A 24898-nucleotide genomic window follows, 5' to 3' on the forward strand; every position below is an offset into this window, starting at 1 on the left:
ACCGCCCCGCCCGCCGACCCGCCCCTCGACCCGCCCCTCGACGACGGAGGCTCCTGATCATGGCCGCAGCCACGCCCACGCCCACCCCCGCCATCGTGCTCATCGGCCACGGCATGGTCGGCCAGCGGTACCTGGAGGCCCTCGCCGAACGCGGGGCGACGGCCACGCACCGCGTCACCGTGCTCTGCGAGGAGCCCCGGCCCGCCTACGACCGGGTCCACCTGACCTCGTACTTCTCCGGCAGCACCGCCGAGGACCTGTCGATGGTCCCGGACGGGTTCATGGCCGAGCACGGCATCGACCTGCACCTCGGCGACCCGGCCGAGCGCATCGACCGCGAGGCCCGCACCGTGGTGTCCCGCTCGGGCCGGGTGTTCCCGTACGACGTGCTCGTCCTGGCGACCGGCAGCTTCCCCTTCGTGCCGCCCGTGCCCGGCAAGGACGCCCCCGGCTGCTTCGTGTACCGCACCATCGAGGACCTGTTGGCCATCGAGGAGTACGCGAGGACCCGTACCGCGGGCGCGGTCGTCGGCGGCGGGCTCCTCGGACTGGAGGCCGCGGGGGCCCTCCAGGGTCTGGGGCTGGTCACCCGCATCGTGGAGTTCGCCCCGCGCCTGATGCCCGTGCAGATCGACGACGGCGGAGGCGGGGCGCTGCTGCGCACCATCGAGAACATGGGGCTGACGGTGCACACCGGCGTCGGCACCCAGGAGGTGCTCACCGGCGAGGACGGCTCGGTCACCGGCATGAGGCTGTCCGACGGGTCCACCGTGGACACGGAACTGGTGGTCTTCTCCGCCGGGGTCCGCCCCCGCGACCAGCTCGCCCGTGACAGCGGGCTGACCGTCGGGGAGCGCGGCGGGATCGGCGTCGACGCCCGCTGCCGCACCTCCGACCCGCGCGTCTACGCCATCGGCGAGTGCGCGCTGGCCTCCGACGGCCGGGTCTACGGACTGGTGGCCCCCGGCTACGAGATGGCCGAGACGGCCGCCGACGACCTGCTCGGCCGGGAGAAGGAGTTCACCGGCGCCGACCTGTCCACCAAGCTCAAGCTGCTCGGCGTGGACGTGGCCTCGTTCGGTGACGCGCACGGCACCACCCCGGGCTGCCTCGACGTCGTCTACTCCGACGCCCGGTCGGGCGTCTACAAGAAGCTGGTCGTCGCCCCCGACGGGGTGCTGCTCGGCGGGGTCCTGGTCGGGGACGCGGACGCGTACGGGCTGCTGCGCCCGCTCACCGGCAGCGTGCCGCCCGTCACCCCCGAGCAGTTGGTGCTGCCGGCGGGAGTCGGCGGGCCCGTCGCGCTCGGCCCGTCGGCGCTCCCGGACAGCGCGGTGATCTGCTCCTGCCACAACGTCACGAAGCAGGCCATCACCGCCTGCGCCGACCTGCCCGAGGTCAAGAAGTGCACCAAGGCGGGCACCGGCTGCGGCAGTTGCCTCAAGGTCATCGGACAGCTGCTGCCGGCCGCCACCGACAAGGGACTGTGCGGCTGCTTCCCGTTCAGCCGCGCCGAGTTGTACGAGATCGTCCGCACCCGCCGGCTGACCTCGTACCGGGAGATCCTGGACGCCCACGGCCGCGAGGCCGCCCGGGGTGGGGACGGCTGCGAGATCTGCAAGCCGACCATCGGGTCGATCATCGCCTCCCTGGCCCCGACGCTCGGCGCGAGCGGCTACGTCCTCGACGGCGAGCAGGCCGCCCTCCAGGACACCAACGACCACTTCCTGGCGAACCTCCAGCGCAACGGCTCCTACTCGGTCGTCCCGCGCATCCCCGGCGGGGAGATCACCCCCGACAAGCTGATCGTGATCGGCGAGGTGGCCCGCGACTTCGGCCTCTACACGAAGATCACCGGCGGTCAGCGCATCGACCTCTTCGGGGCGAGCGTGGACCAGCTCCCGCGGATCTGGGCGCGGCTGGTGGACGCGGGCTTCGAGTCGGGGCACGCCTACGGCAAGGCCCTGCGGACGGTGAAGTCCTGCGTCGGACAGACCTGGTGCCGCTACGGGGTGCAGGACAGCGTCCGGATGGCCATCGACCTGGAGCTGCGCTACCGGGGCCTGCGCGCCCCGCACAAGCTGAAGTCGGCGGTGTCCGGCTGCGCCCGCGAGTGCGCGGAGGCCCAGAGCAAGGACTTCGGGGTCATCGCCACCGCGAGCGGCTGGAACCTCTACGTCGGCGGCAACGGCGGGGCCACCCCGCGCCACGCCGACCTGCTGGCCCAGGACCTGTCCGACGCCGAACTCGTCCGGCTCATCGACCGGTTCCTGATGTTCTACATCCGCACGGCCGACCGGCTGGAGCGCACCTCCACCTGGCTGGAGCGGCTGGAGGGCGGCCTCGACCACCTGCGGGACGTCGTCGTGCACGACTCGCTCGGGCTGTGCGCCGAGTTGGAGGACCTGATGGCCGACCACGTCGCGCACTACCGCGACGAATGGGCCGAGACGCTCCAGGACCCGGAGCGGCTGGGCCGGTTCGTGTCCTTCGTCAACGCGCCCGGCGCCCCCGACCCGACGGTGCGCTTCGTACCCGAACGCGACCAGGTCAAGCCCGACCTGGCGATCCTGACCCTGGAGCCCGTGGGAGGCACCCGATGACCGTGGAACTGAGGCTGGACGATCGCTGGCTCGCCGTGTGCGAACTGTCCTCGCTCGTGCCGGGGCGCGGCGTCGCGGCGCTGCTGCCCGACGGCAGTCAGGCCGCGGTGTTCGTCGACCGCGCGGGACGCCCGTACGCCATCGGCAACCAGGACCCCTTCACCGGCGCGCACGTGCTGTCGCGGGGGCTGGTGGGGTGCGCGCGGGGCAGGGCGTTCGTGGCGTCGCCCCTGTTGAAGCAGCGTTTCGACCTGGAATCGGGGCGCTGCCTGGACGACGAGGAGGTGGCGGTCCGGACCTACCCGGTGCGGACCACCGCGACCTCCGCGAACCCTGCGACCTCCGCGACTCCTGCGACCTCCGCGACGCCGGCGAGCGCCGAGGCGCACGCGACCTCCGTGCCCACCGCGTCCGACGGCGCGTTCGCGCTGTCGGCCGAGAGCGTCACGGTCTCCGTCTGAGGTTCAGCCCTGGATCATCGCCGGGTCCATCCACATGATCTCCCAGGTGTGGCCGTCGAGGTCCTCGAAGGCGCGGCCGTACATGATGCCGTGGTCCTGGGCGGCGCGCGGCTCGGTGGCGCCCGCGCCGAGGGCCCCGTCGACGAGCTCGTCCACGGCGGCACGGCTCTCGGCGTTCAGACACAGCAGCACCTCGGTGCTGGTGGAGGTGTCGGTGATGGCCTTGTGGGTGAAGTCCTTGAAGCGGGCCTCGGTGAGGAGCATCGCGACGATCGTGTCGCTGATGACCATCGAGGCGCAGTTCTCGTCGCTGAACTGGGCGTTGAAGGAGTAGCCGAGCTTGCCCCAGAAGGCCTTGCTGGCGTCGAGGTCCTTGACCGGCAGGTTGACGAAGATCATGGTGGAGGACATCTCGGTCTCTCTTCTCTCGCGGGTGCCGCAGCGGTTTCCGTTGCGTTCGAGGGATAGACCGCGGGGGGCGCGGAAACTCATCGGTCCCGGCGAAAACTTTCCGGGATTCTCTTACGGGGCACGCGGGCGCGGGCCGGCCGGCCGGGGCGCCGTCGCGGGCGGACCCGCGGTCGGCGGCGGCGCCGAGCCCCGGAGGTCCCGGTCGGGGGATTGACCTCGCGCAGGTCGCTCCCGCGTCATGAGGAATTGACGTCACGTCAACTCGGCACCCCTAGGTTCCTCGACGCGTGCGACCTCGCCGCCCACCCGGACGACGAGGCCCGTCTCCCCCAGGAGTGACCGTGGAACGTCGTACCTTCCTGCGCGGCGCCGTCATCGGCTCCTCGGCCGCCGCGTTCGCCGGCACACTGACGCGCGGGGCCGCCTACGCCGCCCCCGCCCAGCCCGGCGCCGGACCCTACGGGGCGCTCGGCGCGGCCGACGCCAACGGCATCATGCTGCCCGCCGGTTTCACCAGCCGCGTCGTCGCCCGCTCCGGGCAGGCCGTCGGCGGCACCTCGTACACCTGGCACCAGGCACCCGACGGCGGCGCCTGCTTCGCCGACGGCACCGGCTGGATCTACGTGTCGAACTCGGAGATCAACCCGAGTGGCGGCGCGAGCGCCGTGCGGTTCAACGCCTCCGGCACCGTCACCGGCGCCCACCGGATCCTCTCCGGCACCCGGCAGAACTGCGCCGGCGGCAAGACCCCCTGGAACACCTGGCTGTCCTGCGAGGAGGTCGACCGCGGCTTCGTGTACGAGACCGACCCGTACGGGATCAACGCCTCCGTCCAGCGGCCCGCGCTGGGCCGCTTCAAGCACGAGGCGGCCGCCGCCGACCCCGTCCGCAAGGTGATCTACCTGACCGAGGACGAGACGAACGGCTGCTTCTACCGCTTCGTCCCCACCACCTGGGGCGACCTCACCGCCGGCACCCTCCAGGTCCTGAAGGCCGGCAGCGCCACCTCCGGCTCCTTCACCTGGGCCACCGTCCCCGACCCGGACGGCTCCCCGACCGTCACCCGCAGCCAGGTCTCCGGCGCCAAGAAGTTCAACGGCGGCGAGGGCTGCCACTACGCGAACGACACGGTCTGGTTCACCACCAAGGGCGACAACCGGGTCTGGCGGTTGAACCTCGCCGCCGGCACCTACGAGTTGACCTACGACGACTCGCTGGTCCCCGGCGGGGCGGCCCCGCTGACCGGCGTGGACAACGTCACCGGGTCCTCCTACGGCGATCTGTACGTGGCCGAGGACGGCGGCAGCATGGACATCTGCGTGATCACCCCGGACGACGTGGTGGCCCCCTTCCTGCGGATCACCGGCCAGTCCTCCTCGGAGATCACCGGCCCGGCCTTCTCCCCCGCGGGCGACCGCCTGTACTTCAGCAGCCAGCGCGGCACGAGCGGCAGCTCCGCCGGCGGCATCACCTACGAGGTCTCGGGCCCCTTCCGCGTGTAGGGCCCGGGCCCCGCAGCGGACTCCTCCGGTCCCGTGCGGGGCTCCGGCCCCCGCACGGAACCGGAGCGGCCACCGGCCGGGCGCGAACCCGGCCGGTCCGGCCGTACCGGGCCTCAGGACGCCACGGCCCCGCCCTTGAGCAGGGCCGCGCCCAGCGGCGTCACCGTGTGCAGCACGGCGTTGCCCCGGCGCAGGGTGGTGACCAGGCCCGCCTCGCGCATCACACAGGCGTGCTGGCTCGCCGAGGCCAGGGAGACCCCGGCCCGGCGGGCCAGCTCACTCGTGGTGGCGCCGTCGCCGATGGCCCGCAGCACCACCGAGCGGGTGTGTCCGACCAGCTTGCCCAGGGTGCGCTGGCGGTGCTCCTCCACCGGCCGGGTGACCTCGCCCCCGGGTGTCGTCGAGGCGAGCTGGGCCGCCGCCGGGTAGACGAGCACCGGCGGCAGTTCCGGATCCTGCAGGGTCACCGCCGTGCGCCGGCAGAAGAAGGACGGCTGGAGCAGCAGCCCGCGCCCCCGCAGCCGCACGTCCCGGTCCACGGGGTAGTCGCACTCCAGGACCGGGGCGCGCCAGCGCAGCATCGGCGGCAGCGAGGCCAGCAGCTCGTCCGCGCCGCCGTCCAGCAGGTCCCGGCCCCGGGCGGCCCGCTCGGCCTCGATCTGCGCCTGGATGTGCGTCCAGTACGGCTCGACGGCCGCCCGGTGGTATCCGCGCAGCTCCGCCAGGAGCCTCGGCAGGTGCTTGGTGCCGCCGTCCATGAACTCCCGCAGGCGTCGCGGGACCATCGTGTCGGCGCCGTCGCTCACCCCAGAGGGCATGCCGAAGGCCGCCCCGAAGCCGGCTCCCGTGCCCAGCAGCGTCAGCTCCCGTCGCATGCGTTCGGGACGGATCCCGCGCAGCGCGTCGAGGCCCACGTCCCACCCGTACTGACCCTCTACCGGAGTCAGGAAATCCGGGAAATAACCGCGCCCCGGTATCAGCGCGCCGAGGAGCCTTGTTTCACCATTCAACCGGCTCCGGGTTTCCGTACGCCATTCACCGAACAGCCGGGCATCGCGCCGGTCCCTTAAACGGTGAAAACTGAGAATCGTTTCCCACAACGCATCGGGACGTGCTGCCATCCGTACGCGTGCGAGGTCCACTCCCGTGAAATGGATACGAAGCACCGAACCCCCACCTGTGCAACCGCAATCCCCCCGCCCCATGAGTATGCATGCCGTCACACGTGGTCACCACGCCCTTTCGGCCACAGTTGAAACCCCTTTCGGCGGGGGCGTGACAACCGAAATCCTGTACTCCGCCGGGCACACTCCAGTGCGACCGAAACGCTCCGTGAAGGCCGTGGGGGGCTTTGCGGGGCCTGGCGGTCGGTCGCACCGGGAAGCGCCGACGTGTCCGGCGGATAGGCGGCAGGCGGTGGACGGGTGGGGATCCGTCCACCGCCTGGTGCCGTAAAGGCCCGGTGAATATGCGTGGTGCGAAAGCAGGCCGCGCCCGGCCCCGGTGGTCAGGAATCCCGGGGACGGGCGCGGCCTTGGGAACCGGTTCGACTCGGAAGGGTTCGTGCCCGACCGTGCCGTTCCGGAACCCGGCTCAGGGAGGGCTCAGCGGCTGTCCGAGCCCTTGGACTCGGCGGCCGCGCGGCCCGCTTCCAGGCGCGCCACCGGGATCCGGAACGGCGAGCAGGAGACGTAGTCCAGGCCGACCTCGTGGAAGAAGTGCACCGACTCGGGGTCGCCGCCGTGCTCGCCGCAGACGCCGAGCTTGAGGTCGGGGCGGGTGGCCCGGCCGGCCTCGACGGCGCTGCGGACCAGCGCGCCCACGCCGTCCTTGTCGATGGTCTCGAAGGGCGAGACCCCGAAGATGCCCTTCTCCAGGTAGGCGGTGAAGAAGCTGGCCTCGACGTCGTCGCGGGAGAAGCCCCACACCGTCTGGGTCAGGTCGTTCGTGCCGAAGGAGAAGAACTGCGCGGCCTCGGCGATCTGACCGGCGGTCAGCGCGGCGCGCGGCAGCTCGATCATGGTGCCGATGCTCAGCTTGAGGCGGGTGCCGGTGGCGGCCTCGACCTCGGCGATGACCTGGTCGGCCTCGTCGCGGACGATCTCCAGTTCCTGGACGGTGCCGACGAGCGGGACCATGATCTCGGCGCGCGGGTCGCCCTTGGCGTTCTTGCGCTCGGCGGCGGCCTCGGCGATGGCCCGGACCTGCATCTTGAACAGACCCGGGATGACCAGGCCGAGGCGGACACCGCGCAAGCCCAGCATCGGGTTCTGCTCGTGCAGCTTGTGCACGGCCTGGAGCAGGCGCAGGTCGTTCTCGTTGGCGTCCTTGCGGGACTCGGCGAGGGCGACGCGGACCGACAGCTCGGTGATGTCGGGCAGGAACTCGTGCAGCGGCGGGTCCAGGAGGCGGACGGTGACGGGCAGGCCGTCCATCGCCTCGAACAGCTCGACGAAGTCCTTCTTCTGCAGCGGCAGCAGGGCACTGAGTGCCTCTTCGCGTTCGCCGTCGGTGTCCGCGAGGATCAGTCGCTCCACCAGTTCACGGCGCTCGCCGAGGAACATGTGCTCGGTGCGGCACAGGCCGATGCCCTGGGCGCCGAAGCGGCGGGCGCGCAGCGCGTCCTCGGCGTTGTCGGCGTTGGCGCGCACCCGCAGCCGGCGGACGCGGTCCGCGTACGCCATGATCCGGTGTACGGCGGCGACCAGCTCGTCGGCGTCGTCGGCGCCGGCGTGCATGCGGCCCTCGAAGTACTCGACGACCGGGGACGGTACGACGGGTACCTCACCGAGGTAGACCTTGCCGGTGGAGCCGTCGATGGAGACGACGTCGCCCTCTTCGATGACCGTGTCGCCGACCGTCATCCGACGGCGCTTGGTGTCGACGTCGAGTTCCTCGGCGCCGCAGACACAGGTCTTGCCCATGCCGCGGGCCACGACGGCGGCGTGCGAGGTCTTGCCGCCGCGCGAGGTCAGGATGCCCTCGGAGGCGATCATGCCGTCCAGGTCGTCCGGGTTGGTCTCGCGGCGGATCAGGATGACCTTCTCGCCCGAGCGGGACCACTTGACGGCCGTGTACGAGTCGAAGACGGCCTTGCCGACGGCCGCGCCCGGGGAGGCGGCGATGCCGCGGCCCAGCAGGGTGGTCTTGGCGTCCTCGTCGAAGCGCGGGAACATCAGCTGCGCGAGCTGGTGGCCGGTGACGCGCTGGAGGGCCTCGGCCTCGTCGATCAGGCCCTGGTCCACGAGCTGGGTGGCGATGCGGAAGGCGGCGCCGGCGGTGCGCTTGCCGACGCGGGTCTGGAGCATCCACAGCTGGCCGCGCTCGATGGTGAACTCGATGTCGCAGAGATCCTTGTAGTGGGTCTCCAGCGTCTCCATGATCGTCATGAGCTGGTCGTAGGAGGCCTTGTCGATGCCCTCCAGGTCCGCCAGCGGGACGGTGTTGCGGATGCCCGCGACGACGTCCTCGCCCTGGGCGTTCTGCAGGTAGTCGCCGTAGACGCCCTGGTGGCCGCTGGCCGGGTCGCGGGTGAAGGCGACGCCGGTGCCGGAGTCGGGGCCCAGGTTGCCGAAGACCATGGAGCAGATGTTGACCGCGGTGCCCAGGTCGCCGGGGATGCGCTCCTGGCGGCGGTAGAGCTTGGCACGGTCGGTGTTCCAGGAGTCGAAGACCGCCTCGACGGCGAGGTCCATCTGCTCGCGGGGGTCCTGCGGGAACTCGCGGCCGGCCTCGCTCGCGACGATCTTCTTGAACTGCTTGACGAGCTTCTTCAGGTCGGCGGCGTCGAGGTCGGTGTCGACGGTGACCTTCTTGGCGGCCTTGGCGGCCTCCAGCGCGTCCTCGAACAGCTCGCCCTCGACGCCCAGGACGGTCTTGCCGAACATCTGGATGAGGCGGCGGTACGAGTCCCACGCGAAGCGCTCGTCGCCGGACTGGGAGGCGAGGCCGGTCACGGAGTCGTCGGAGAGACCGATGTTCAGGACGGTGTCCATCATGCCGGGCATCGAGAACTTCGCGCCGGAGCGCACGGAGACCAGCAGCGGGTCGTCCGACTGACCGAGCTTCTTGCCCATCTTCGCTTCGAGGGCGGCGAGGTGCGCGCTGACCTCGTCGCGCAGCTCGGCCGGGGCCTCGCCGCTTTCGAGGTAGACCTTGCAGGCCTCGGTGGTGATGGTGAAGCCGGGGGGGACCGGCAGACCGAGGTTGGTCATCTCGGCGAGGTTGGCTCCCTTGCCGCCGAGAAGGTCCTTGAGGTCCCGGTTGCCCTCGGTGAAGTCGTAGACGAGCTTCTGATCTTTGTTTTCCGACACGGGTCTCGACTCCTCGAGGACTCGATGGCTGCCCTGACGGCCAGGAACATACCCAGATCGAAGGCTTCTGGGTACGTCCACTTGGTCGTCATGCGGCCGTAACCACCCGTGCGCCAGCCATTCGAAAGTAACCGATGAGTAATGCGAAAGCAGGAAGTACGTTCGAGTCCCGAAGGCAGAGGGGTCGAATGGGGCTTGATCACGCTCCGATGAGCGATCATCGATCCATTTGCGTTCAAGAGTTGAACGAACAAAGGGTGGCACCCAGTGCCACCCTTTGAAAGTCTTACCCGTGACTTCCGTGCTCATCTGAGCGAAACCTACCCCATGCGTGGCGTATATCACGCGACGCGGAGGGCGATTTGTCAGCCTCCGGAAGTGTCCAGCTCGGCTTCCTCGCCGACGCCGGCGCAGTCGTAAGGATCGTTCAACCAGCCCTCGGGCAGGACAACTCGGTTGTTTCCGGACGTCCGACCGCGCGGACCGTCGGCACTCTCGGGCCAACCTTGATCCAGATCCAGCTCGCTCAGATGAGCACCCAGCTCGGCCAGGGAAGACGTGACCGCGAGCTTGCCCCGCATCTCGGATCCGACGGCGAAGCCCTTGAGGTACCAGGCCACGTGCTTACGGAAGTCGATCACCCCGCGCGCCTCGTCGCCGATCCACTCCCCCAGCAGCTGGGCATGCCGGAGCATGGTGGTCGCGACCTCGCGCAGCGTCGGTTTGTGGAAGTCCTCGGGGCGCCCCTCGAAGGCCGCCACCAGGTCGTTGAACAGCCACGGCCGCCCCAGGCAGCCGCGCCCGACGACCACGCCGTCGCAGCCGGTCTCGCGCACCATGCGCAGCGCGTCCTCGGCGCACCAGATGTCGCCGTTGCCGAGGACCGGGATCTCCGGCACGTGCTCCTTGAGCCGCGCGATGGCGTCCCAGTCGGCGGTGCCGCCGTAGTGCTGGGCCGTGGTGCGGCCATGCAGGGCGATGGCGGTCACCCCCTCCTCGACGGCGATCCGACCGGCGTCGAGGTAGGTGAGGTGGTCGTCGTTGATGCCCTTGCGCATCTTCATCGTGACGGGCAGGTCCCCGGCCCCCGCGACGGCCTCGCGCAGGATCGCGCGCAGCAGGTTGCGCTTGTACGGGAGGGCGGAGCCGCCGCCCTTGCGGGTGACCTTGGGGACGGGGCAGCCGAAGTTGAGGTCGATGTGGTCGGCCCGGTCCTCTTCGACGATCATGCGGACGGCCTTGCCGACCGTGACGGGGTCCACCCCGTACAGCTGAATCGAGCGAGGTTTCTCGGTCTCGTCGAAGTGGATCAGCTGCATGGTCTTGTCGTTGCGCTCGACCAGGGCGCGGGTCGTGATCATCTCGCTCACGAACAGCCCCTTGCCGCCCGAGAACTCGCGGCAGAGGGTACGGAACGGGGCATTGGTGATGCCGGCCATCGGCGCGAGCACCACCGGGGGCTGCACGGTGTGCGGGCCGATCGCGAGAGGCGGAGGAAGCGTGGTCATCCGCCCATTGTCGCATCACGCATGTCGTTAGTTAGTCGTACTATCGGCAGCATGCGTGACTTGAGCCCCAGGCGGCGCACTCTCGTCTTGGCGATCTGCTGCATGAGCCTCCTCATCGTCAGTCTCGACACCACCGTCCTCAACGTCGCCCTGCCCGCCATCCGGCACGACCTGGACGCCTCGGTCGCGGGGATGCAGTGGACGATCGACGCGTACACCCTCGTGCTGGCCTCGCTGCTGATGCTGGCGGGGTCCACCGGGGACCGGCTCGGGCGCCGCAGGATCTTCGCCCTCGGGCTGGTGCTCTTCACCGCGGGCTCCCTGCTGTGCTCGCTCGCGCCGAGCCTGGAATGGCTCATCGTCTTCCGCATGCTCCAGGCCGTGGGCGGCTCGATGCTCAACCCGGTCGCCATGTCGATCATCACCAACACCTTCACGGACCCGAAGGAACGAGCCCGCGCCATCGGCGTGTGGGGCGCCGTCGTCGGCATCTCGATGGCCGCCGGCCCGCTGATCGGCGGGCTGCTCGTGGACTCCGTCGGCTGGCGCTCCATCTTCTGGCTCAACCTGCCGATCGGATTGCTCGCCCTCGTCCTGACCCTGCGCTACGTCCCCGAGTCCCGGGCCGAGCACGCGCGCCGCCCGGACCCGGTGGGCCAGCTCCTCGTCATGGCGCTGCTGGGTTCGGTGACGTACGGGATCATCGAGGCCCCGGCCGCCGGCTGGACCTCGCCGCTGGTCATCGGCTGCGCGCTGACCGCCGCGGTCACCCTGGTGTGGCTGCTGCTGCACGAGAGCCGCCGGGCGGAGCCGCTGATCGACCCCCGGTTCTTCCGCAGCGCCCCGTTCAGCGGAGCGACGGTGATCGCGGTGAGCGCCTTCGCCGCCATGTCCGGGTTCCTCTTCCTGAACACCCTCTACCTCCAGGACGTGCGCGAGCTCGACGCCCTCGGCGCGGGGCTGTACATGCTGCCGATGGCCGCGATGGCCTTCCTCTGCGCGCCCGTGTCCGGGCGGCTCCTGGCCCGCTCCGGGCCGCGGCTGCCGCTGGGGATCGCCGGCGTGACGATGGCGGCGAGCGGGCTGCTCTTCGCGGCGTTCTCGGCCGAGACCTCGACCCCGCTGATGTTCGCCGGTTACGTGCTCTTCGGCCTCGGCTTCGGCATGGTCAACGTGCCGATCACCAACGCGGCCGTCTCCGGGATGCCGCGCGCCCAGGCGGGCGTGGCGGCGGCGGTGGCCTCCACCAGCCGACAGACCGGGGCCACCCTGGGCGTCGCCGTGATCGGCGCGGTCCTGGCGGCGGGCACCTCGGGCGGCGCGAGCTTCGTGGAGGCGACCCGGCCCGCCTGGTGGATCATCACGCTCTGCGGCGTGTCCGTCCTCGCGGTCGGCCTCCTGACCACCGGCCCCTGGGCCCGCGCGACGGCCCTGCGCACGGCGAGCACCCTGGAGGCCCCGAGCCGCGACATCGGTTCGCGGGTCTCCTAGCCCGTCTCTTTCGGGTCCCGGCCCGCCTGTTTCGGGTCCTGGCCCGTCTCTTTCGGGTCCTGGCCCGTCTCTTTCGGGTCCTGGCCCGTCTCTTTCGGGTCCTGCCGCGCCTCTTTCGGGTTCTGCCGCACGGCGGGTGCCCGGGAGGCTATTCCCCGCACTCGAAGTCGTCGGCGTGCGAGTCGATCCGGGCCAGGAGCGCGCGCAGGGTTTCCTGGTCGGCCCCGGACAGGCCGGAGAACAGGCCCAGCTCGACGGCGTCGAGGGCCGCGTTGGTCTCGCCGAGGGCGACCGAGCCGGCGGCCGTGATGGCCACGTTGTGGCGGCGGCGGTCGGCCGGGTCGCGGCGGCGTTCCACCAGCCCGTCGCGCTCCAGGTCGTTCAGGATCCCGACGAGCACGCTCGGGTCCACCTCCAGCCGGGCCGCGAGCGCCCGCTGGCCGATGGGGCCGCTCTCCAGGTGCATGAGCGTCATGGCGTGTCTGGGGGTGAGCCCGGCCGTGCTGAGCGCCTTCTTCATGCGGGTCTGGGTGACCGATCCGTGCCAGGCGAGAAGCAGGCCCAGCCGCTGCGGCGGGTTCGGGGCGTCCTGTGCTGCCGTCATGCCCACATCGTAGCGCTCATGAAATGATTGCGATCATCAGATCGTTGATGCTATTCAATGGTTCTACACATTCGACCGTTGGAGTGCATCATGTTCATCGCCTACGTCGCCGTCGCCGGCCTGCTCGCCCTCGTCCTCGCCGCTTCGGCGACCCTCACCCTCCGGCGCAACGAGACGATCCTCGCGAACATGCGAAAGGTGGCGGTGCCGGACTCCCTGCTGCCGGTCCTGGCCGCACTGAAGGCCGCCGGTGCGGTGGGGCTGGTCGCGGGCATGTGGGTGGCACCCCTCGGCGTGACCGCCGCCGCCGGAGTGACCCTCTACTTCATCGGCGCGGTCGTGAGCCACCTGCGCGTCAAGGACTTCGATCTCGCCCCGGCAGCCGTCCTCGCGCTGCTCTCGGCGGCGGCCCTGGCGCTGCGCCTCGCCTCCTGACCCACCCCCACCCCACCCCGATCCGAATCCAACACCCCTTCACGCTGACGAGTGACAGATATTGAAATCTGTCACCCGTCATGCCATTCTCTTTCCATGACCACTCACCAGAACGCCCCCCGCACTCCCCGCACCCCCCGCCGCCTCGGCACCACCGGCCCCTCCGTCTTCCCGCTGGGGCTGGGCTGCATGGGCATGTCCGCCCTGTACGGCGAGGCCGACCGGAGCGAGTCGATCGCGACCATCCACGCCGCCCTGGACGCGGGCGTCACCCTGCTCGACACCGGCGACTTCTACGGCATGGGCCACAACGAACTGCTGATCAACGAGGCGCTGCGCACCGCACCGGCCGCAGCCCGCGAGCAGGCGCTGACGAGCGTGAAGTTCGGCGCGCTGCGCACGGTCGAGGGCGGCTTCGCCGGGTACGACGGCCGGCCCGACGCCGTCCGGAACTTCCTCGCCTACTCCCTCCAGCGGCTCGGCCGGGACCACGTCGACGTCTACCGGATCGCCCGCGTGGACCCGGACGTCCCCATCGAGGAGACGGTCGGTGCCATCGCGGAGGCCGTCCAGGCCGGACACGTGCGGCACATCGGCCTCTCGGAGGTCGGCGCGGAGACCCTGCGCCGGGCCGCCGCCGTCGCACCGATCTCGGACCTCCAGATCGAGTACTCGCTGATCTCCCGGGGCATCGAGGAGGAGATCCTGCCGACCGCCCGCGAGCTGGGCATCGGAGTCACCGCGTACGGGGTGCTCTCCCGAGGCCTGATCAGCGGCCACTTCGGCCGCGACCGGGCGCTGGCCCCCGGCGACTTCCGCGGGATGAGCCCCCGCTTCCAGGGCGACAACCTCGACCGGAACCTCGACCTGGTGGACGCCCTGCGCAAGGTCGCCGACAGCAAGGGCGTGAGCGTCGCCCAGATCGCCATCGCCTGGGTGCTCGCGCGCGGGGAGGACATCGTGCCGCTGGTCGGCGCCCGCCGCCGGGACCGCCTCGACGAGGCACTGGGCGCGCTCGACGTGGAGCTGACCTCCGCCGACCTCACCGCCATCGAGGAGGCGGTCCCGGTCGGGGCGGCGGCCGGCGATCGATACCCGGAGGCCCAGATGGCCCACCTCGACAGTGAGCACTGAGCCGGCTGTACGGTCGTCCTCATGCCCCCCGCTGCTGCCGAACCCCTGACTCCCGAGCGCATCCTCGAAACCACCGAGGACGTGTTGCGTCGCTTCGGCCCCACCAAGGCGACCGTGGTGGACGTGGCGCGCGCGCTGGGCGTCAGTCACGGCAGCGTGTACCGCCACTTCCCGTCGAAGGCGGCGCTGCGCGAGGCGGTCACGGACCGCTGGCTCGCCAAGAGCATCGTGATGCTGGAGGAGATCGCCTCGGCCCCCGCCGAGACGGCACCCTCCAAGCTGGAGGCGTGGTTGGAGGCCCTCTTCGAGGCCAAGCGCAAGAAGGCGGGAGCCGACCCGGAGCTGTTCGCGACGTACACCGTGCTGCTCGCCGAGAACAGCGGCGTGGTGGACCGGCATCTGAGCGAGCTGATCGAGCAGTTGGTCCGGATCATCGCCGACGGGGTCGAGGCCGGAACCCTGGCCGCACCCGACGTGCCGGCCGCGGCGCGGGCCGTCTTCGACGCCACGGGCCGGTTCCATGACCCGCAGTACGCCGCCGACTGGCTCTCCCCGACCATCCTCCCGGAGTTCGAGGCGGTCACCTCGCTCGTCATCCGGGGTCTGCGCGCCTGACCCGACGCCCTCCCCCGGGTCCCCGACCGCAGATCGACGACCGACGACCGACGACCGACAACCGGCGACCGGCGACCGGCGACCGGCGACCGTCCGACTGCTTCCGATGCGGCCGGCGTCGTCGATGCGGAGCAGGTCGCTCCGTTCGACTTGGTGATCATTTGAGTCGGAGACCCCTGTCACCGGGCGCGGCCCTGCCCTACGTTCCCCGAGACACCGTCAGGTACTTCTCAGGGGGAAGCATGTCCGCTCCACCACCGCAGGGCACCCGCCCCGCACCACCCGCGCGGTCGGGCGGCGCCGCGGCGCTCGGCTGGATTCTGACCATCGGGCTCAACGTGGTCGCGCCGATCATCACCTACAACCAGTTGCACGACCACGGCTGGAGGGAGTTCGACGCGCTGCTGATCAGCAGTGCGTGGCCCGTCCTCGACAGCGCCATCCACCTGGCCTGGCGCCGCAAGGTCGACGAGTTCGCGATCGTCACCCTGGTCTTCCTGGTGATCACGGCGGTCGTCTCGCTGATCGGCGCGCACTCGGCGCGGGCCCTGCTGATCAAGGACTCGGGGGTGACGGGGTTGTTCGGGTTGCTCTGCCTCGTCACCCTGCTCGCACCGAGGCCGCTGATGTTCTACTTCGGCCGCAAGTTCGCCACGGACGGTACTCCGGAGAGCACGGCCTGGTGGAACGGCCTGTGGCAGTACGAGGGCTTCCGTCGGACCATGATCGTGATGACCACGGTGTGGGGCTTGGCCTACCTGGTCGAGGCCGGGGTCCGCATCGCCCTGACCTACGCGCTCGACACCGACACGATGGTGGTCCTCAGCCCCGTCATGCTCTACGCGGTGCTCGGCCTGCTGGGCGTCTGGACCGCCCTCTACGGCAAGCGTTCACAGGCGGAGGGCGAACGGCGCGCCGCGGAGACGGCCGCGGCCGCGCAGCACGCCGGGACCGCACAGGCCTGAGGAGGCGCCCCCGCCACAGGGGGCCGGAATGCCGGTGGCCCGGTGCGCGACGCGCACCGGGCCACCGGCATTCCGGCGAAGCCGTGACGGCGAGGCCGCCGACCGGCAACCGCCGACTAGCAGCCGAGCAGACGGCTGCCGAGGTAGCTCTGGATCTGGTCCAGGGAGACGCGCTCCTGCTTCATGGTGTCGCGCTCGCGCACGGTCACCGCGTTGTCGTCGAGGGTGTCGAAGTCGACGGTGACGCAGAACGGCGTGCCGATCTCGTCCTGGCGACGGTAACGACGGCCGATGGCGCCCGCGTCGTCGAACTCGATGTTCCAGAACTTGCGCAGGTCGGCGGCGAGGCCCTTGGCCTTCGGCGACAGCTGCGCGTTGCGGGACAGCGGCAGGACGGCGACCTTGATCGGGGCCAGGCGCGGGTCGAGGCGCATCACGGCGCGCTTCTCCATGACGCCCTTGGCGTTCGGGGCCTCGTCCTCGTTGTACGCGTCGAGCATGAAGGCGAGCATGGCGCGGTTGACACCGGCCGCCGGCTCGATGACGTACGGGGTGTAGCGCTCCTTGCTCTCCTGGTCGAAGTAGACGAGGTCCTGGCCGGAGGCGGCGGAGTGGGCCTTGAGGTCGAAGTCGGTGCGGTTGGCCACGCCTTCGAGCTCGGAGAACTCATTGCCACCGAAGTTGAAGCGGTACTCGATGTCGGCGGTGCGCTTCGAGTAGTGGGACAGCTTCTCCTTCGGGTGGTCATACCAGCGGATGTTCTCCTCGCGGATGCCGAGGTCGCGGTACCAGTTCCACCGCTCCTGCATCCAGTACTCCTGCCACTGCTCGTCCTCGCCCGGCTTGACGAAGAACTCCATCTCCATCTGCTCGAACTCGCGCGTGCGGAAGATGAAGTTGCCGGGGGTGATCTCGTTGCGGAAGGACTTGCCCATCTGCGCGATGCCGAAGGGGGGCTTCTTGCGGGAAGTCGTCTGCACCTGGGCGAAGTTGGTGAAGATGCCCTGGGCGGTCTCCGGGCGCAGGTACGCCTTGGAGCCGGTGTCCTGGGTCGGGCCCAGGTGGGTCTCCAGCATGCCCGAGAACTGCTTGGGCTCGGTGAACTGGCCCTTCACGCCGCAGTTGGGGCAGTTGATGTCGGCAAGACCGTTGGCGGGCACGCGGCCGTGCTTGGCCTCGTACGCCTCCTCCAGGTGGTCCGCGCGGTGACGCTTGTGACAGGAGGTGCACTCGGTCAGCGGGTCCGAGAAGGTGGCGACGTGGCCGGAGGCCACCCACACCTCGGGGGCCAGAATCACGGAGGAGTCGATACCGACGATGTCCTCACGCCCGGTGACCATGGCCTTCCACCACTGGCGCTTGATGTTCTCCTTCAGCTCGACACCGAGCGGGCCGTAGTCCCAGGCGGCCTTGGAGCCGCCGTAGATCTCACTGCACGGGAAAACGAAGCCACGGCGCTTGCTCAGGCTGACGATGGTTTCGATCTTGTCGGCGGCCACGGTGCTCTCTTCATTACGAGGACGAACGGCGAAGCCTTTAGGTTACCGGCGCCCGCACCCCCCCTTTCAAATCGGGATGCCCTTCCCCGGCCCTCCGGCGGCCCCGCGGCGGCTCCCCCGGCCTCCCCCCACCAGGGTTTTTGACAATCGTTTCCATCTTTGATGAAAATGGATGTCATGAACGTACGACGCCTCATACCCGCCGCATCCCTCGCCGGCGCCGTCGCCCTCGGCGCGACGGCCCTCACCGCCTGCTCCGGAGCCAGTGCCGCCGGAGGCAACACGGACGGCAAGCTCGCCGTGACGGCGTCGTTCTACCCCATGCAGTTCCTCGCCGAGCGGATCGGCAAGGAGCACGTGACGGTCACCACCCTGACCAAGCCGGGTGTCGAACCGCACGATCTGGAGATCACGCCCAAGCAGACGGGCCGACTCGGCGAATCCGACGTGATCCTCTACCTCAAGACGCTGCAACCCGCCGTGGACAAGGCCGTCGCCCAGTCCGGCGTGAAGAACGTCGTCGACGCCGGCACCCTCACCGAGTTGGAGGCGCACGCCGCCTCCGGGCACGACGACCACGACCACGCGGCCGAGGGCGGCGACCACGCCGCCGAGGGCGAGGAGCACGACCACGACCACGGCGGCGCCGGCAAGGACCCGCACGTCTGGCTCGACCCCGCCAAGTACGCGCAGATCGCCAAGGGCGTCGGCGCGGCGCTGGGGAAGGCCGACCCCGCTCACGCGGCGGACTACGAGAAGAACACCGCGACGCTGGTCACCGAACTGGGTTCCCTGGACACCGATTTCAAGGACGGCCTGAAGACCACGGCCTCCAGGACCTTCATCACCACCCACGCCGCCTTCGGCTACCTCGCCGAGCGCTACGGGCTCGACCAGGAGGGCATCTCCGGCATCGACCCCGAGTCCGAGCCCAGCCCGGCCCGCATGAAGGATCTCCAGGGCGTCGCGGCCAAGGACAAGGTGACCACCGTGTTCTTCGAGACGCTGGCGGGCGACAAGACGGCCAAGGCCCTCGCGAAGGACACCGGCCTGAAGACCGACGTCCTCGACCCGCTCGAGGGAATCACCGACAAGTCCCAGGGCGCTGACTACTTCGAGGTCATGCGGTCGAACCTGAAGAACCTCCAGAAGGCCCTCGGAGCCAAGTGATGACAGCAGCAGCAACGGAGGCGCGAGCCATGCAGTCCACGTCGGGTCAGACAACGGACCAGCCCGTCATATCCCTGCGCGGGGCCACGGCCTCGCTCGGCTCGCGCCCCGTGCTGCGCGGGATCGACCTCACCGTCCGGCGCGGTGAGGTCGTCGCCCTGCTCGGCGCCAACGGCTCCGGGAAGTCCACGGCCGTACGCGCCGTGGTCGGCCAGGTCCCGCTGACCGACGGCGAGCTGTCCCTCTTCGGAACCGAGTTCCGGCGCTTCCGCCAGTGGTCCCGCATCGGCTACGTCCCGCAGCGCACCACGGCCGCCGCAGGCGTCCCGGCCACCGTCCGGGAGATCGTCTCCGCCGGCCGCCTCGCCCGCTCCCGCTTCGGGGTGCTGCGCAAGGCCGACCGGACCGCCGTCGAGCGGGCACTGGCCCTGGTCGACATGGACGCGTACGCCGACGCCTCGATCAACGCCCTCTCCGGCGGCCAGCACCAGCGCGTGCTCATAGCCCGGGCACTCGCCGTGGAACCCGAACTGCTGATCATGGACGAGCCGATGGCCGGCGTGGACCTGGCGAACCAGGAGGTCCTCGCGAACGCCCTGCGGCACCAGGTGGAGGCCGGGACGACCATCCTGCTCGTCCTGCACGAGCTGGGCCCGCTGGAGCCGCTGATCGACCGGGCCGTCGTCCTGCGCGACGGCTGCGTGATGCACGACGGCCCGCCCCCGGAGGCCGTGGGCCAGCACGCCCTCCCCGGCCACGACCACGTACACCCCCACGCGGCGCACGACGCCGAGCCCCTCCGGACGGGACTGCTGAGCTGATGGACCTCCTGACCTACCCCTTCATGGTGCGGGCGCTGATCGCGGCCGGTCTGGTCGGCCTGACCGCCCCCGCCATCGGCACGTACCTCGTCCAGCGCCGCCAGGCCGTCATGGGTGACGGCCTCGGCCACGTCGCCATGACCGGCGTCGCGTTGGGCTTCGTCCTCCACACCAGTCCCGTGTGGATGGCCACCCTCGTCGCGGTCGTCGGCGCCGTCGGCATGGAGTTGATCCGCTCCCGCGGCCGGACCAGCGGCGACGTCGCGCTCGCGATGCTGTTCTACGGCGGCCTGGCCGGCGGAGTCATGATCATCAACTTGGGCGGCGGGTCCACGACCATGCTGCTCGGGTCGATGTTCGGTTCGATCACCACGGTCGCGTCCGAGGACGTCATCGCCATGGTGATCCTGGCCGCCTTCGTTCTCGCCGTCACGATCGGCCTGCGCCGGCAGTTGTTCGCCGTCTGCCAGGACGAGGAGTTCGCCCGGGTCACCGGGCTGCCGGTGCGCGCGCTGAACCTGCTGATCGCGATCACCGCGGCCGTCACCGTCACCGTCGCGATGCGGATCGTCGGCCTGCTCCTGGTCAGCGCCATGATGGTGATCCCGGTCGCGGCCGCACAGCGCATGACCCGCGGTTTCGCCACGACGCTGGGCCTGGCCATCGCGATCAGCGTCACCGTCGCCCTGACGGGCACGGCCGCCACGTACTACGTCGAGGCGCCCTCCGGCGCCATGATCGTGCTGCTCGCCATCGCCGTCTTCATGGTGATGACGGCCCTTTCCACCCCCCTGGCCCGGCGCCGGGCCAAGGCCGCCCGGAGCGCCGAGGAGGTCTGTACGCGCGACGATGTGAAGGTCTAGGAGTCTCGGCCGCCTGGCACAATGGGCCGAGGCCGAAACGAGGAGGAACCGGTGGCGACTGCGCCTGGCGAGATGAATACCGCGCCAGTACGAGGGCGATCCACCCGGCAGCGGGCGGCCGTGGCTGCGGCACTGGACGAGGTGGACGAGTTCCGCAGCGCCCAGGAACTCCACGACATGCTCAAGCACCGCGGCGATTCCGTGGGCCTGACCACCGTGTACCGCACCCTGCAGTCGCTCGCCGACGCGGGCGAGGTCGACGTGCTGCGCACCAGCGACGGCGAGTCCGTCTACCGCCGCTGCTCCACCGGCGATCACCACCACCACCTGGTCTGCCGCAAGTGCGGCAAGGCGGTCGAGGTGGAGGGTCCGGCCGTGGAGAAGTGGGCGGAGTCCATCGCGGCCGAGCACGGCTACGTGAACGTCGCCCACACCGTGGAGATCTTCGGCACCTGCGCCGACTGCGCTGCCGCGGCCGGTTAGATCCGGCGCAGGTTCCGGTCCAGCACGGCCCGCAGGCGGTCGATGTCGGCGGGATCGGAAGCGCCCCGCTTGGGCAGCATGGTCATGGCCGCAGCCCGCTTGTCGTCGCTGAGCAGAAGGAACATCCCGGCCGTCTCCGTGTACCGCGGCTGGGCCGCCCAGCCGATGTGCGTCCGGGTGTCGGCAGTCGTCACGTGCACGCCTGAAGCGTCGACGACGACCCGGGCCTCCCCCGCCTTGTCCAGCAGTCCGCCGAAGGCCCGCGCCTGGAGCTGCGGACCGAACAACACCAGGGCCCACAGGAACGCGCCGCCGACGAAGAAGAACAGGGGCCTGCCGAGGACCCCGTCCCCCTCCGCCACGGCCAGGGCGCCGAACCCCACACCCATCAGTCCGCCCAGGGGGAACGCCCACCGGGCGCGGCGTCCCGAGGCCGTGTGCGCGTCCCGCGTGCGCAGGGCCTGCACGATGTCGGCCCTGGTCATCAGGTAGACCAGCTCGACCGCCTGCCCGTCCGGCTGCGCCGAGGGCTCCGTATCCGTGTTCATGACAGGGAGCCTATCGGCGGCATCCGGTCAGGCGGAGGCGCCCGGCTCCCCCTGGTTCGGCACGGCGCCGCCGAAGCGGCGGTCGCGCTGGGCGTACTCCAGGCAGGCGGCCCACAGGTTCCGGCGGTCGAAGTCCGGCCACAGCACGTCCTGGAACACCATCTCGGCGTAGGCGCTCTGCCAGAGCAGGTAGTTGGAGGTCCGCTGCTCGCCGCTCGGGCGCAGGAAGAGGTCCACGTCCGGCATGTCCGGGTAGTACATGTACTTCGCGAAGGTCTTCTCGTTGACCTTCGACGGGTCGAGCCTGCCGGCCGCGACGTCACGGGCGATGGCCTGCGCCGCGTCCGCGATCTCCGCGCGGCCGCCGTAGTTGACGCAGAAGTACAGGGTCATCGCGTCGTTGTCGACGGTCTGTTCCTGGGCGACCTGGAGTTCCTGGACGACCGACTTCCACATCTTGGGCATGCGGCCGACCCAGCGGATGCGGATGCCGAGTTCGTTCATCTCGTCGCGGCGGCGGCGGATGACGTCGCGGTTGAAGTTCATGAGGAAGCGGACCTCGTCGGGCGAGCGCTTCCAGTTCTCCGTCGAGAAGGCGTACAGGGAGAGGTTCTTGACTCCCATCTCCAGGCAGCCCTTGAGCACGTCGAGGACGACGCCCTCGCCGACCTTGTGGCCCTCGGTGCGCGGCAGTCCGCGCTCCTTGGCCCACCGGCCGTTGCCGTCCATGACCACGGCCACGTGGTTCGGGACCAGCTCGCCGGGGATCTTCGGCGGGCGCGCACCGGACGGGTGCGGCTCGGGAACCTTGTACTCCCGGCGAGAGCGTCCCAGAATCCCGCGTCGTGCCATGTGTCCAGCTCCTATTTCTCGACGTATCGCAGGGAGCGTAGCCCGCGCTCCAGATGCCAGTGCAAATAGGCCGAGACCAGCCCGCTGCCCTCCCGCACGTGACGCGCCTCGCAGGCGTCCGCGTGACCCCAGTCGCCCGTCAGCAGCGCGCTGAGCAGAGCGATGGCCTCAGACGAGGGTACGACGCTGCCGGGTACGCGGCAGTCTCCGCATATGACCCCGCCCGCGGCGACGGAGAAGTGCCGGTTGGGGCCGTGGATCCCGCACTTCGCGCAGTCGTCGAAGCTGGGCGCGTAGCCGTTGACGGCGAGGGAGCGCAGCAGGAAGGCGTCGAGGATGAGGTGGGGTTCGTGCTCGCCGCGCGAGAGGGTGCGCAGTCCGCCGACGAGGAGGAGGTACTGCTGTACGGCCGGTTCGCCCTCGTTCTCGGCGAAGCGTTCGGCGGTCTCCAGCATCGCGGTGCCGGCGGTGTAGCGGGCGTAGTCGGTGACGATGCCGTTGCCGTAGGGGGCGATGATCTCGGTCTGGGTGCAGAGCGGCAGGCTGCGGCCGATCAGTTCGCTGCCCCGGGCGAAGAACTGCACGTCGGCGTGGGAGAAAGGTTCCAGCCCGGCCCCGAACTTCGACTTCGTGCGCCGTACGCCGCGGGCGACGGCCCGCACCCGGCCGTGGCCCCGGGTGAGGAGCGTGATGATGCGGTCCGCCTCACCCAGCTTCTGGGTGCGCAGCACGATGCCGTCGTCGCGGAACAGACTCATGGCCCCATTGTCGCCTGTACGGGGACCCGGGCGGGGACGCCTGCACGAGGACCCGCGCGGGAACGGCGAGACCCCGCGCCGGACCGGGGTCCGGGCGCGGGGCCGTCACGCCTCGGGAGGATCAGCCCGCGGGCGTCGCCGCGCCGTCCGTCGTGCCGGCCGGGTCCCTCACGGCCGCCTTGTCCGCCTTGTCCGACCCGTCCGTCGCGTTCGATTCATCCGACCCGTCCGACCCGTCGGCCTTGTGCGCGGCCGCGAGGGCGACCGGTGCGTCCGCCTGGGCGGGCAGCACGACCTCCGGGGCGGCGGCGGGGGCGGCCTGCGGGTCGGCGTGCGGATCGCCCTTGCCCAGGCCGTTGAAGAGCAGGTTCATCAAGATCGCGGCCGTGGCGCCGAGTGTCACACCGCTGTTGAGGAGCGAGGCGAGGTCCACGCTCATGTGCTTCTCGAAGAAGGCCGGGACGGTCGCCGGGAAGAGCGCGAAGGCGAGGGCGACGCCGACGATCAGGGCGTTCTTCTCCTCCTTGAGGTCCACCTTGCCGAGGGTCTGGATGCCGGCGAGGGCGACCATGCCGAACATCACGGTGGCGGCGCCGCCGAGGACCCCGGGCGGGATCGCGGCGACGACCGCCGCGGCCTTGGGCAGCAGACCCAGGATGATCATGATCACGCCCGCCGCGACGACCACGAACCGGCTCTTGACCTTGGTGACCCGGACCAGTCCGACGTTCTCGGCGAAGGCCACGTACGGGAAGGAGTTCAGCAGACCGCCGATCGCGGTGGCCGCGCCGTCGGCCCGCAGCGCCCGGGCGACGGTCTCGCTGTCGATGTCCTTGCCGACGATCTCGCCGACCGCGTAGGTGTCACCGGTCGTCTCGACCATCGTGATCAGCATGACGATCAGCATGAGGAGGATCGGGAACCACTCGAACTTCGGGGCGCCGAAGTGGAAGGGCGTGGTGACGCCGATCCAGTCGGACTGGCCGACGGCCGCGAACTTGGCGTCGCCGAGGGCGAAGGCGACGAGCGTGCCGCCGACCAGGCCGAGCAGGACCGCGATGCTGGAGACGAAGGGGCGGCCGAGGCGCATCATCACGAGGACGAAGAGCATGGTGCCGACCGCGTAGGCGAGTTGCTTCGGGTCCCCGCCGTCGCCGACGAGCGGGGCGCCACCGACCACGTCCTTGAGCGCGACCGGGAGCAGGACGATGCCGAGGATGGTGATCACCGTGCCGGTCACCACCGGCGGGAAGAGCGACATCACGACACGGAAGACGCGTGCGGGCATCCACGCGAAGGCGAAGGTGGCGATGCCGGCCGTGATGACGGCTCCGTAGATCACCAGCAGGGCCGCCGTGCCACCGCCCGCGCCCAGGCCGATGGCGATCATCGGGGAGACGGCGGTGAAGGTGACGCCCTGGATGATCGGCAGTCGGGCGCCGATCCGCCCTATGCCCCAGGCCTGGATGATCGAGGCTATGCCGCAGGTGAAGAGGTCCGCGTTGATCAGGTAGACCAGTTGCTCGGGACTGAGCTTGAGCGCGCTGCCGACGAGGATCGGAACGATCACCGCACCGGCGTAGAAGGCGAGTACGTGCTGGAAGCCGTACAGCGCCAGCTTGGGGAGGGGGAGCACCTCGTCGACCGGGTGCGAGCTCTGCTCTCCGTTGACGGAAAGCCGGGCGGCGACACGTGCCATCTCTGCCTTGCCCTTCGATAGGTAGGTAACGAGAGGAGATCTGGTCATCCCTGGCCGGAGTGGGTCGCGAACCCGTTGGTCCGCCGGGATGTCAGTGAATTCACGTGCATCGAAGCCCCGCTGTGTTACCGGCGGCGTCTCGTCGTGTGACCGGAATTGAACG

21 protein-coding genes and 1 pseudogene are annotated in these 24898 nt (G+C 70.3%); 12 read left to right on the forward strand and 10 right to left on the reverse strand.

Annotated elements, in window-relative coordinates; translation table 11 throughout:
• Positions 1–59 precede the first annotated feature (59 nt).
• Together nirB and nirD are read left to right on the forward strand one after the other, a co-directional pair.
• Positions 60–2603, forward strand: a complete 2544-nt coding sequence (nirB, locus tag ADK55_RS24570) for a nitrite reductase large subunit NirB (protein WP_063839606.1) — start codon at positions 60–62, stop codon at positions 2601–2603.
• Positions 2600–2914, forward strand: a pseudogene (gene nirD / locus ADK55_RS24575) (nitrite reductase small subunit NirD); the annotation flags it as partial. The gene nirB and the pseudogene nirD, both read left to right, overlap by 4 nt.
• A 153-nt stretch (positions 2915–3067) precedes the next feature.
• Here nirD and ADK55_RS24580 read toward each other — a convergent pair.
• The gene (locus ADK55_RS24580; protein WP_053681958.1) at positions 3068–3475 is read right to left on the reverse strand and encodes a VOC family protein; all 408 of its coding nucleotides are present in this window, start codon (positions 3473–3475) and stop codon (positions 3068–3070) included.
• Between the two features lie 341 nt (positions 3476–3816).
• On the opposite strand from ADK55_RS24580, the gene ADK55_RS24585 reads away from it, so the two are divergent.
• Positions 3817–4977 carry an alkaline phosphatase PhoX gene (locus tag ADK55_RS24585; RefSeq protein WP_053682000.1) on the forward strand — a complete coding sequence of 387 codons (1161 nt, stop codon included), beginning with the start codon at positions 3817–3819 and terminating at the stop codon, positions 4975–4977.
• Positions 4978–5090: 113 nt separating this feature from the next.
• On the opposite strand, the gene ADK55_RS24590 is transcribed toward ADK55_RS24585, so the two are convergent.
• The 3 genes from ADK55_RS24590 to dusB all read right to left on the reverse strand — a co-directional run bounded on the left by ADK55_RS24590 (position 5091) and on the right by dusB (position 10798).
• On the reverse strand, positions 5091–6143 hold the full coding sequence (locus ADK55_RS24590) for an ArsR/SmtB family transcription factor (RefSeq protein WP_078999349.1): 1053 nt from the start codon (positions 6141–6143) through the stop codon (positions 5091–5093).
• A gap of 438 nt (positions 6144–6581) precedes the next feature.
• A complete protein-coding gene (ppdK, locus tag ADK55_RS24595) occupies positions 6582–9290 on the reverse strand; it encodes a pyruvate, phosphate dikinase (protein ID WP_053681959.1) in 2709 nt (902 codons plus the stop codon).
• A gap of 365 nt (positions 9291–9655) precedes the next feature.
• Complete coding sequence (gene dusB, locus ADK55_RS24600; RefSeq protein WP_053681960.1) at positions 9656–10798, reverse strand: tRNA dihydrouridine synthase DusB; 1143 nt, start codon at positions 10796–10798, stop codon at positions 9656–9658.
• A 51-nt stretch (positions 10799–10849) separates the two neighbouring features.
• Here dusB and ADK55_RS24605 point away from each other — a divergent pair, with 51 nt between their 5' ends.
• Positions 10850–12289, forward strand: a complete 1440-nt coding sequence (locus ADK55_RS24605; protein ID WP_053681961.1) for an MFS transporter — start codon at positions 10850–10852, stop codon at positions 12287–12289.
• A gap of 148 nt (positions 12290–12437) precedes the next feature.
• Here ADK55_RS24605 and ADK55_RS24610 read toward each other — a convergent pair whose 3' ends face one another.
• Complete coding sequence (locus tag ADK55_RS24610; RefSeq protein ID WP_053681962.1) at positions 12438–12893, reverse strand: MarR family winged helix-turn-helix transcriptional regulator; 456 nt, start codon at positions 12891–12893, stop codon at positions 12438–12440.
• 90 nt (positions 12894–12983) lie between these two features.
• Between ADK55_RS24610 and ADK55_RS24615 the strand changes: the two genes are divergently transcribed.
• From ADK55_RS24615 to ADK55_RS24630, 4 genes are all read left to right on the forward strand, one after another.
• Positions 12984–13328, forward strand: a complete 345-nt coding sequence (locus ADK55_RS24615) for a DoxX family protein (RefSeq protein ID WP_063839607.1) — start codon at positions 12984–12986, stop codon at positions 13326–13328.
• Between the two features lie 96 nt (positions 13329–13424).
• Positions 13425–14462: an aldo/keto reductase gene (locus ADK55_RS24620; protein ID WP_053681964.1), complete on the forward strand. Its 1038-nt coding sequence runs from the start codon at positions 13425–13427 to the stop codon at positions 14460–14462.
• Positions 14463–14483: 21 nt separating this feature from the next.
• Positions 14484–15077, forward strand: coding sequence for a TetR family transcriptional regulator (locus tag ADK55_RS24625; protein ID WP_053681965.1), 594 nt, complete (start codon positions 14484–14486; stop codon positions 15075–15077).
• A 242-nt stretch (positions 15078–15319) separates the two neighbouring features.
• Complete coding sequence (locus ADK55_RS24630) at positions 15320–16042, forward strand: VC0807 family protein (RefSeq protein ID WP_053681966.1); 723 nt, start codon at positions 15320–15322, stop codon at positions 16040–16042.
• Positions 16043–16158: 116 nt separating this feature from the next.
• Here ADK55_RS24630 and ADK55_RS24635 read toward each other — a convergent pair whose 3' ends face one another.
• Positions 16159–17541, reverse strand: coding sequence for a glycine--tRNA ligase (locus ADK55_RS24635; RefSeq protein WP_053681967.1), 1383 nt, complete (start codon positions 17539–17541; stop codon positions 16159–16161).
• A 177-nt stretch (positions 17542–17718) separates the two neighbouring features.
• On the opposite strand from ADK55_RS24635, the gene ADK55_RS24640 reads away from it, so the two are divergent.
• Genes ADK55_RS24640 through ADK55_RS24655 form a run of 4 tightly spaced genes read left to right on the forward strand, consistent with a single transcriptional unit; the run spans position 17719 to position 20878 of the window.
• Positions 17719–18711 carry a metal ABC transporter substrate-binding protein gene (locus ADK55_RS24640; RefSeq protein ID WP_053681968.1) on the forward strand — a complete coding sequence of 331 codons (993 nt, stop codon included), beginning with the start codon at positions 17719–17721 and terminating at the stop codon, positions 18709–18711.
• A 29-nt stretch (positions 18712–18740) separates the two neighbouring features.
• Positions 18741–19532: a metal ABC transporter ATP-binding protein gene (locus ADK55_RS24645; protein ID WP_053681969.1), complete on the forward strand. Its 792-nt coding sequence runs from the start codon at positions 18741–18743 to the stop codon at positions 19530–19532.
• On the forward strand, positions 19532–20395 hold the full coding sequence (locus ADK55_RS24650) for a metal ABC transporter permease (protein WP_078999354.1): 864 nt from the start codon (positions 19532–19534) through the stop codon (positions 20393–20395). The genes ADK55_RS24645 and ADK55_RS24650 overlap by 1 nt, the downstream gene beginning before the upstream one ends.
• 51 nt (positions 20396–20446) lie before the next feature.
• Positions 20447–20878 carry a Fur family transcriptional regulator gene (locus ADK55_RS24655; RefSeq protein ID WP_078999356.1) on the forward strand — a complete coding sequence of 144 codons (432 nt, stop codon included), beginning with the start codon at positions 20447–20449 and terminating at the stop codon, positions 20876–20878.
• Here the strand turns inward: ADK55_RS24655 and ADK55_RS24660 are convergent.
• The 4 genes from ADK55_RS24660 to ADK55_RS24675 form a co-directional block, all read right to left on the reverse strand.
• Positions 20875–21426, reverse strand: a complete 552-nt coding sequence (locus ADK55_RS24660; protein ID WP_053681971.1) for a YcxB family protein — start codon at positions 21424–21426, stop codon at positions 20875–20877. The genes ADK55_RS24655 and ADK55_RS24660 overlap by 4 nt on opposite strands.
• A gap of 27 nt (positions 21427–21453) precedes the next feature.
• Positions 21454–22278, reverse strand: coding sequence for an isoprenyl transferase (locus tag ADK55_RS24665; RefSeq protein ID WP_053681972.1), 825 nt, complete (start codon positions 22276–22278; stop codon positions 21454–21456).
• 11 nt (positions 22279–22289) lie between these two features.
• Positions 22290–23036 (reverse strand): DNA repair protein RecO, encoded by a 747-nt coding sequence (gene recO, locus ADK55_RS24670; RefSeq protein WP_053681973.1) that lies wholly within the window; start codon positions 23034–23036, stop codon positions 22290–22292.
• Between the two features lie 121 nt (positions 23037–23157).
• Positions 23158–24735: a nucleobase:cation symporter-2 family protein gene (locus ADK55_RS24675; RefSeq protein ID WP_234350224.1), complete on the reverse strand. Its 1578-nt coding sequence runs from the start codon at positions 24733–24735 to the stop codon at positions 23158–23160.
• Positions 24736–24898 lie beyond the last annotated feature (163 nt).

Source organism: Streptomyces sp. WM4235 (genome assembly GCF_001279725.1).
Classification (GTDB): domain Bacteria; phylum Actinomycetota; class Actinomycetes; order Streptomycetales; family Streptomycetaceae; genus Streptomyces.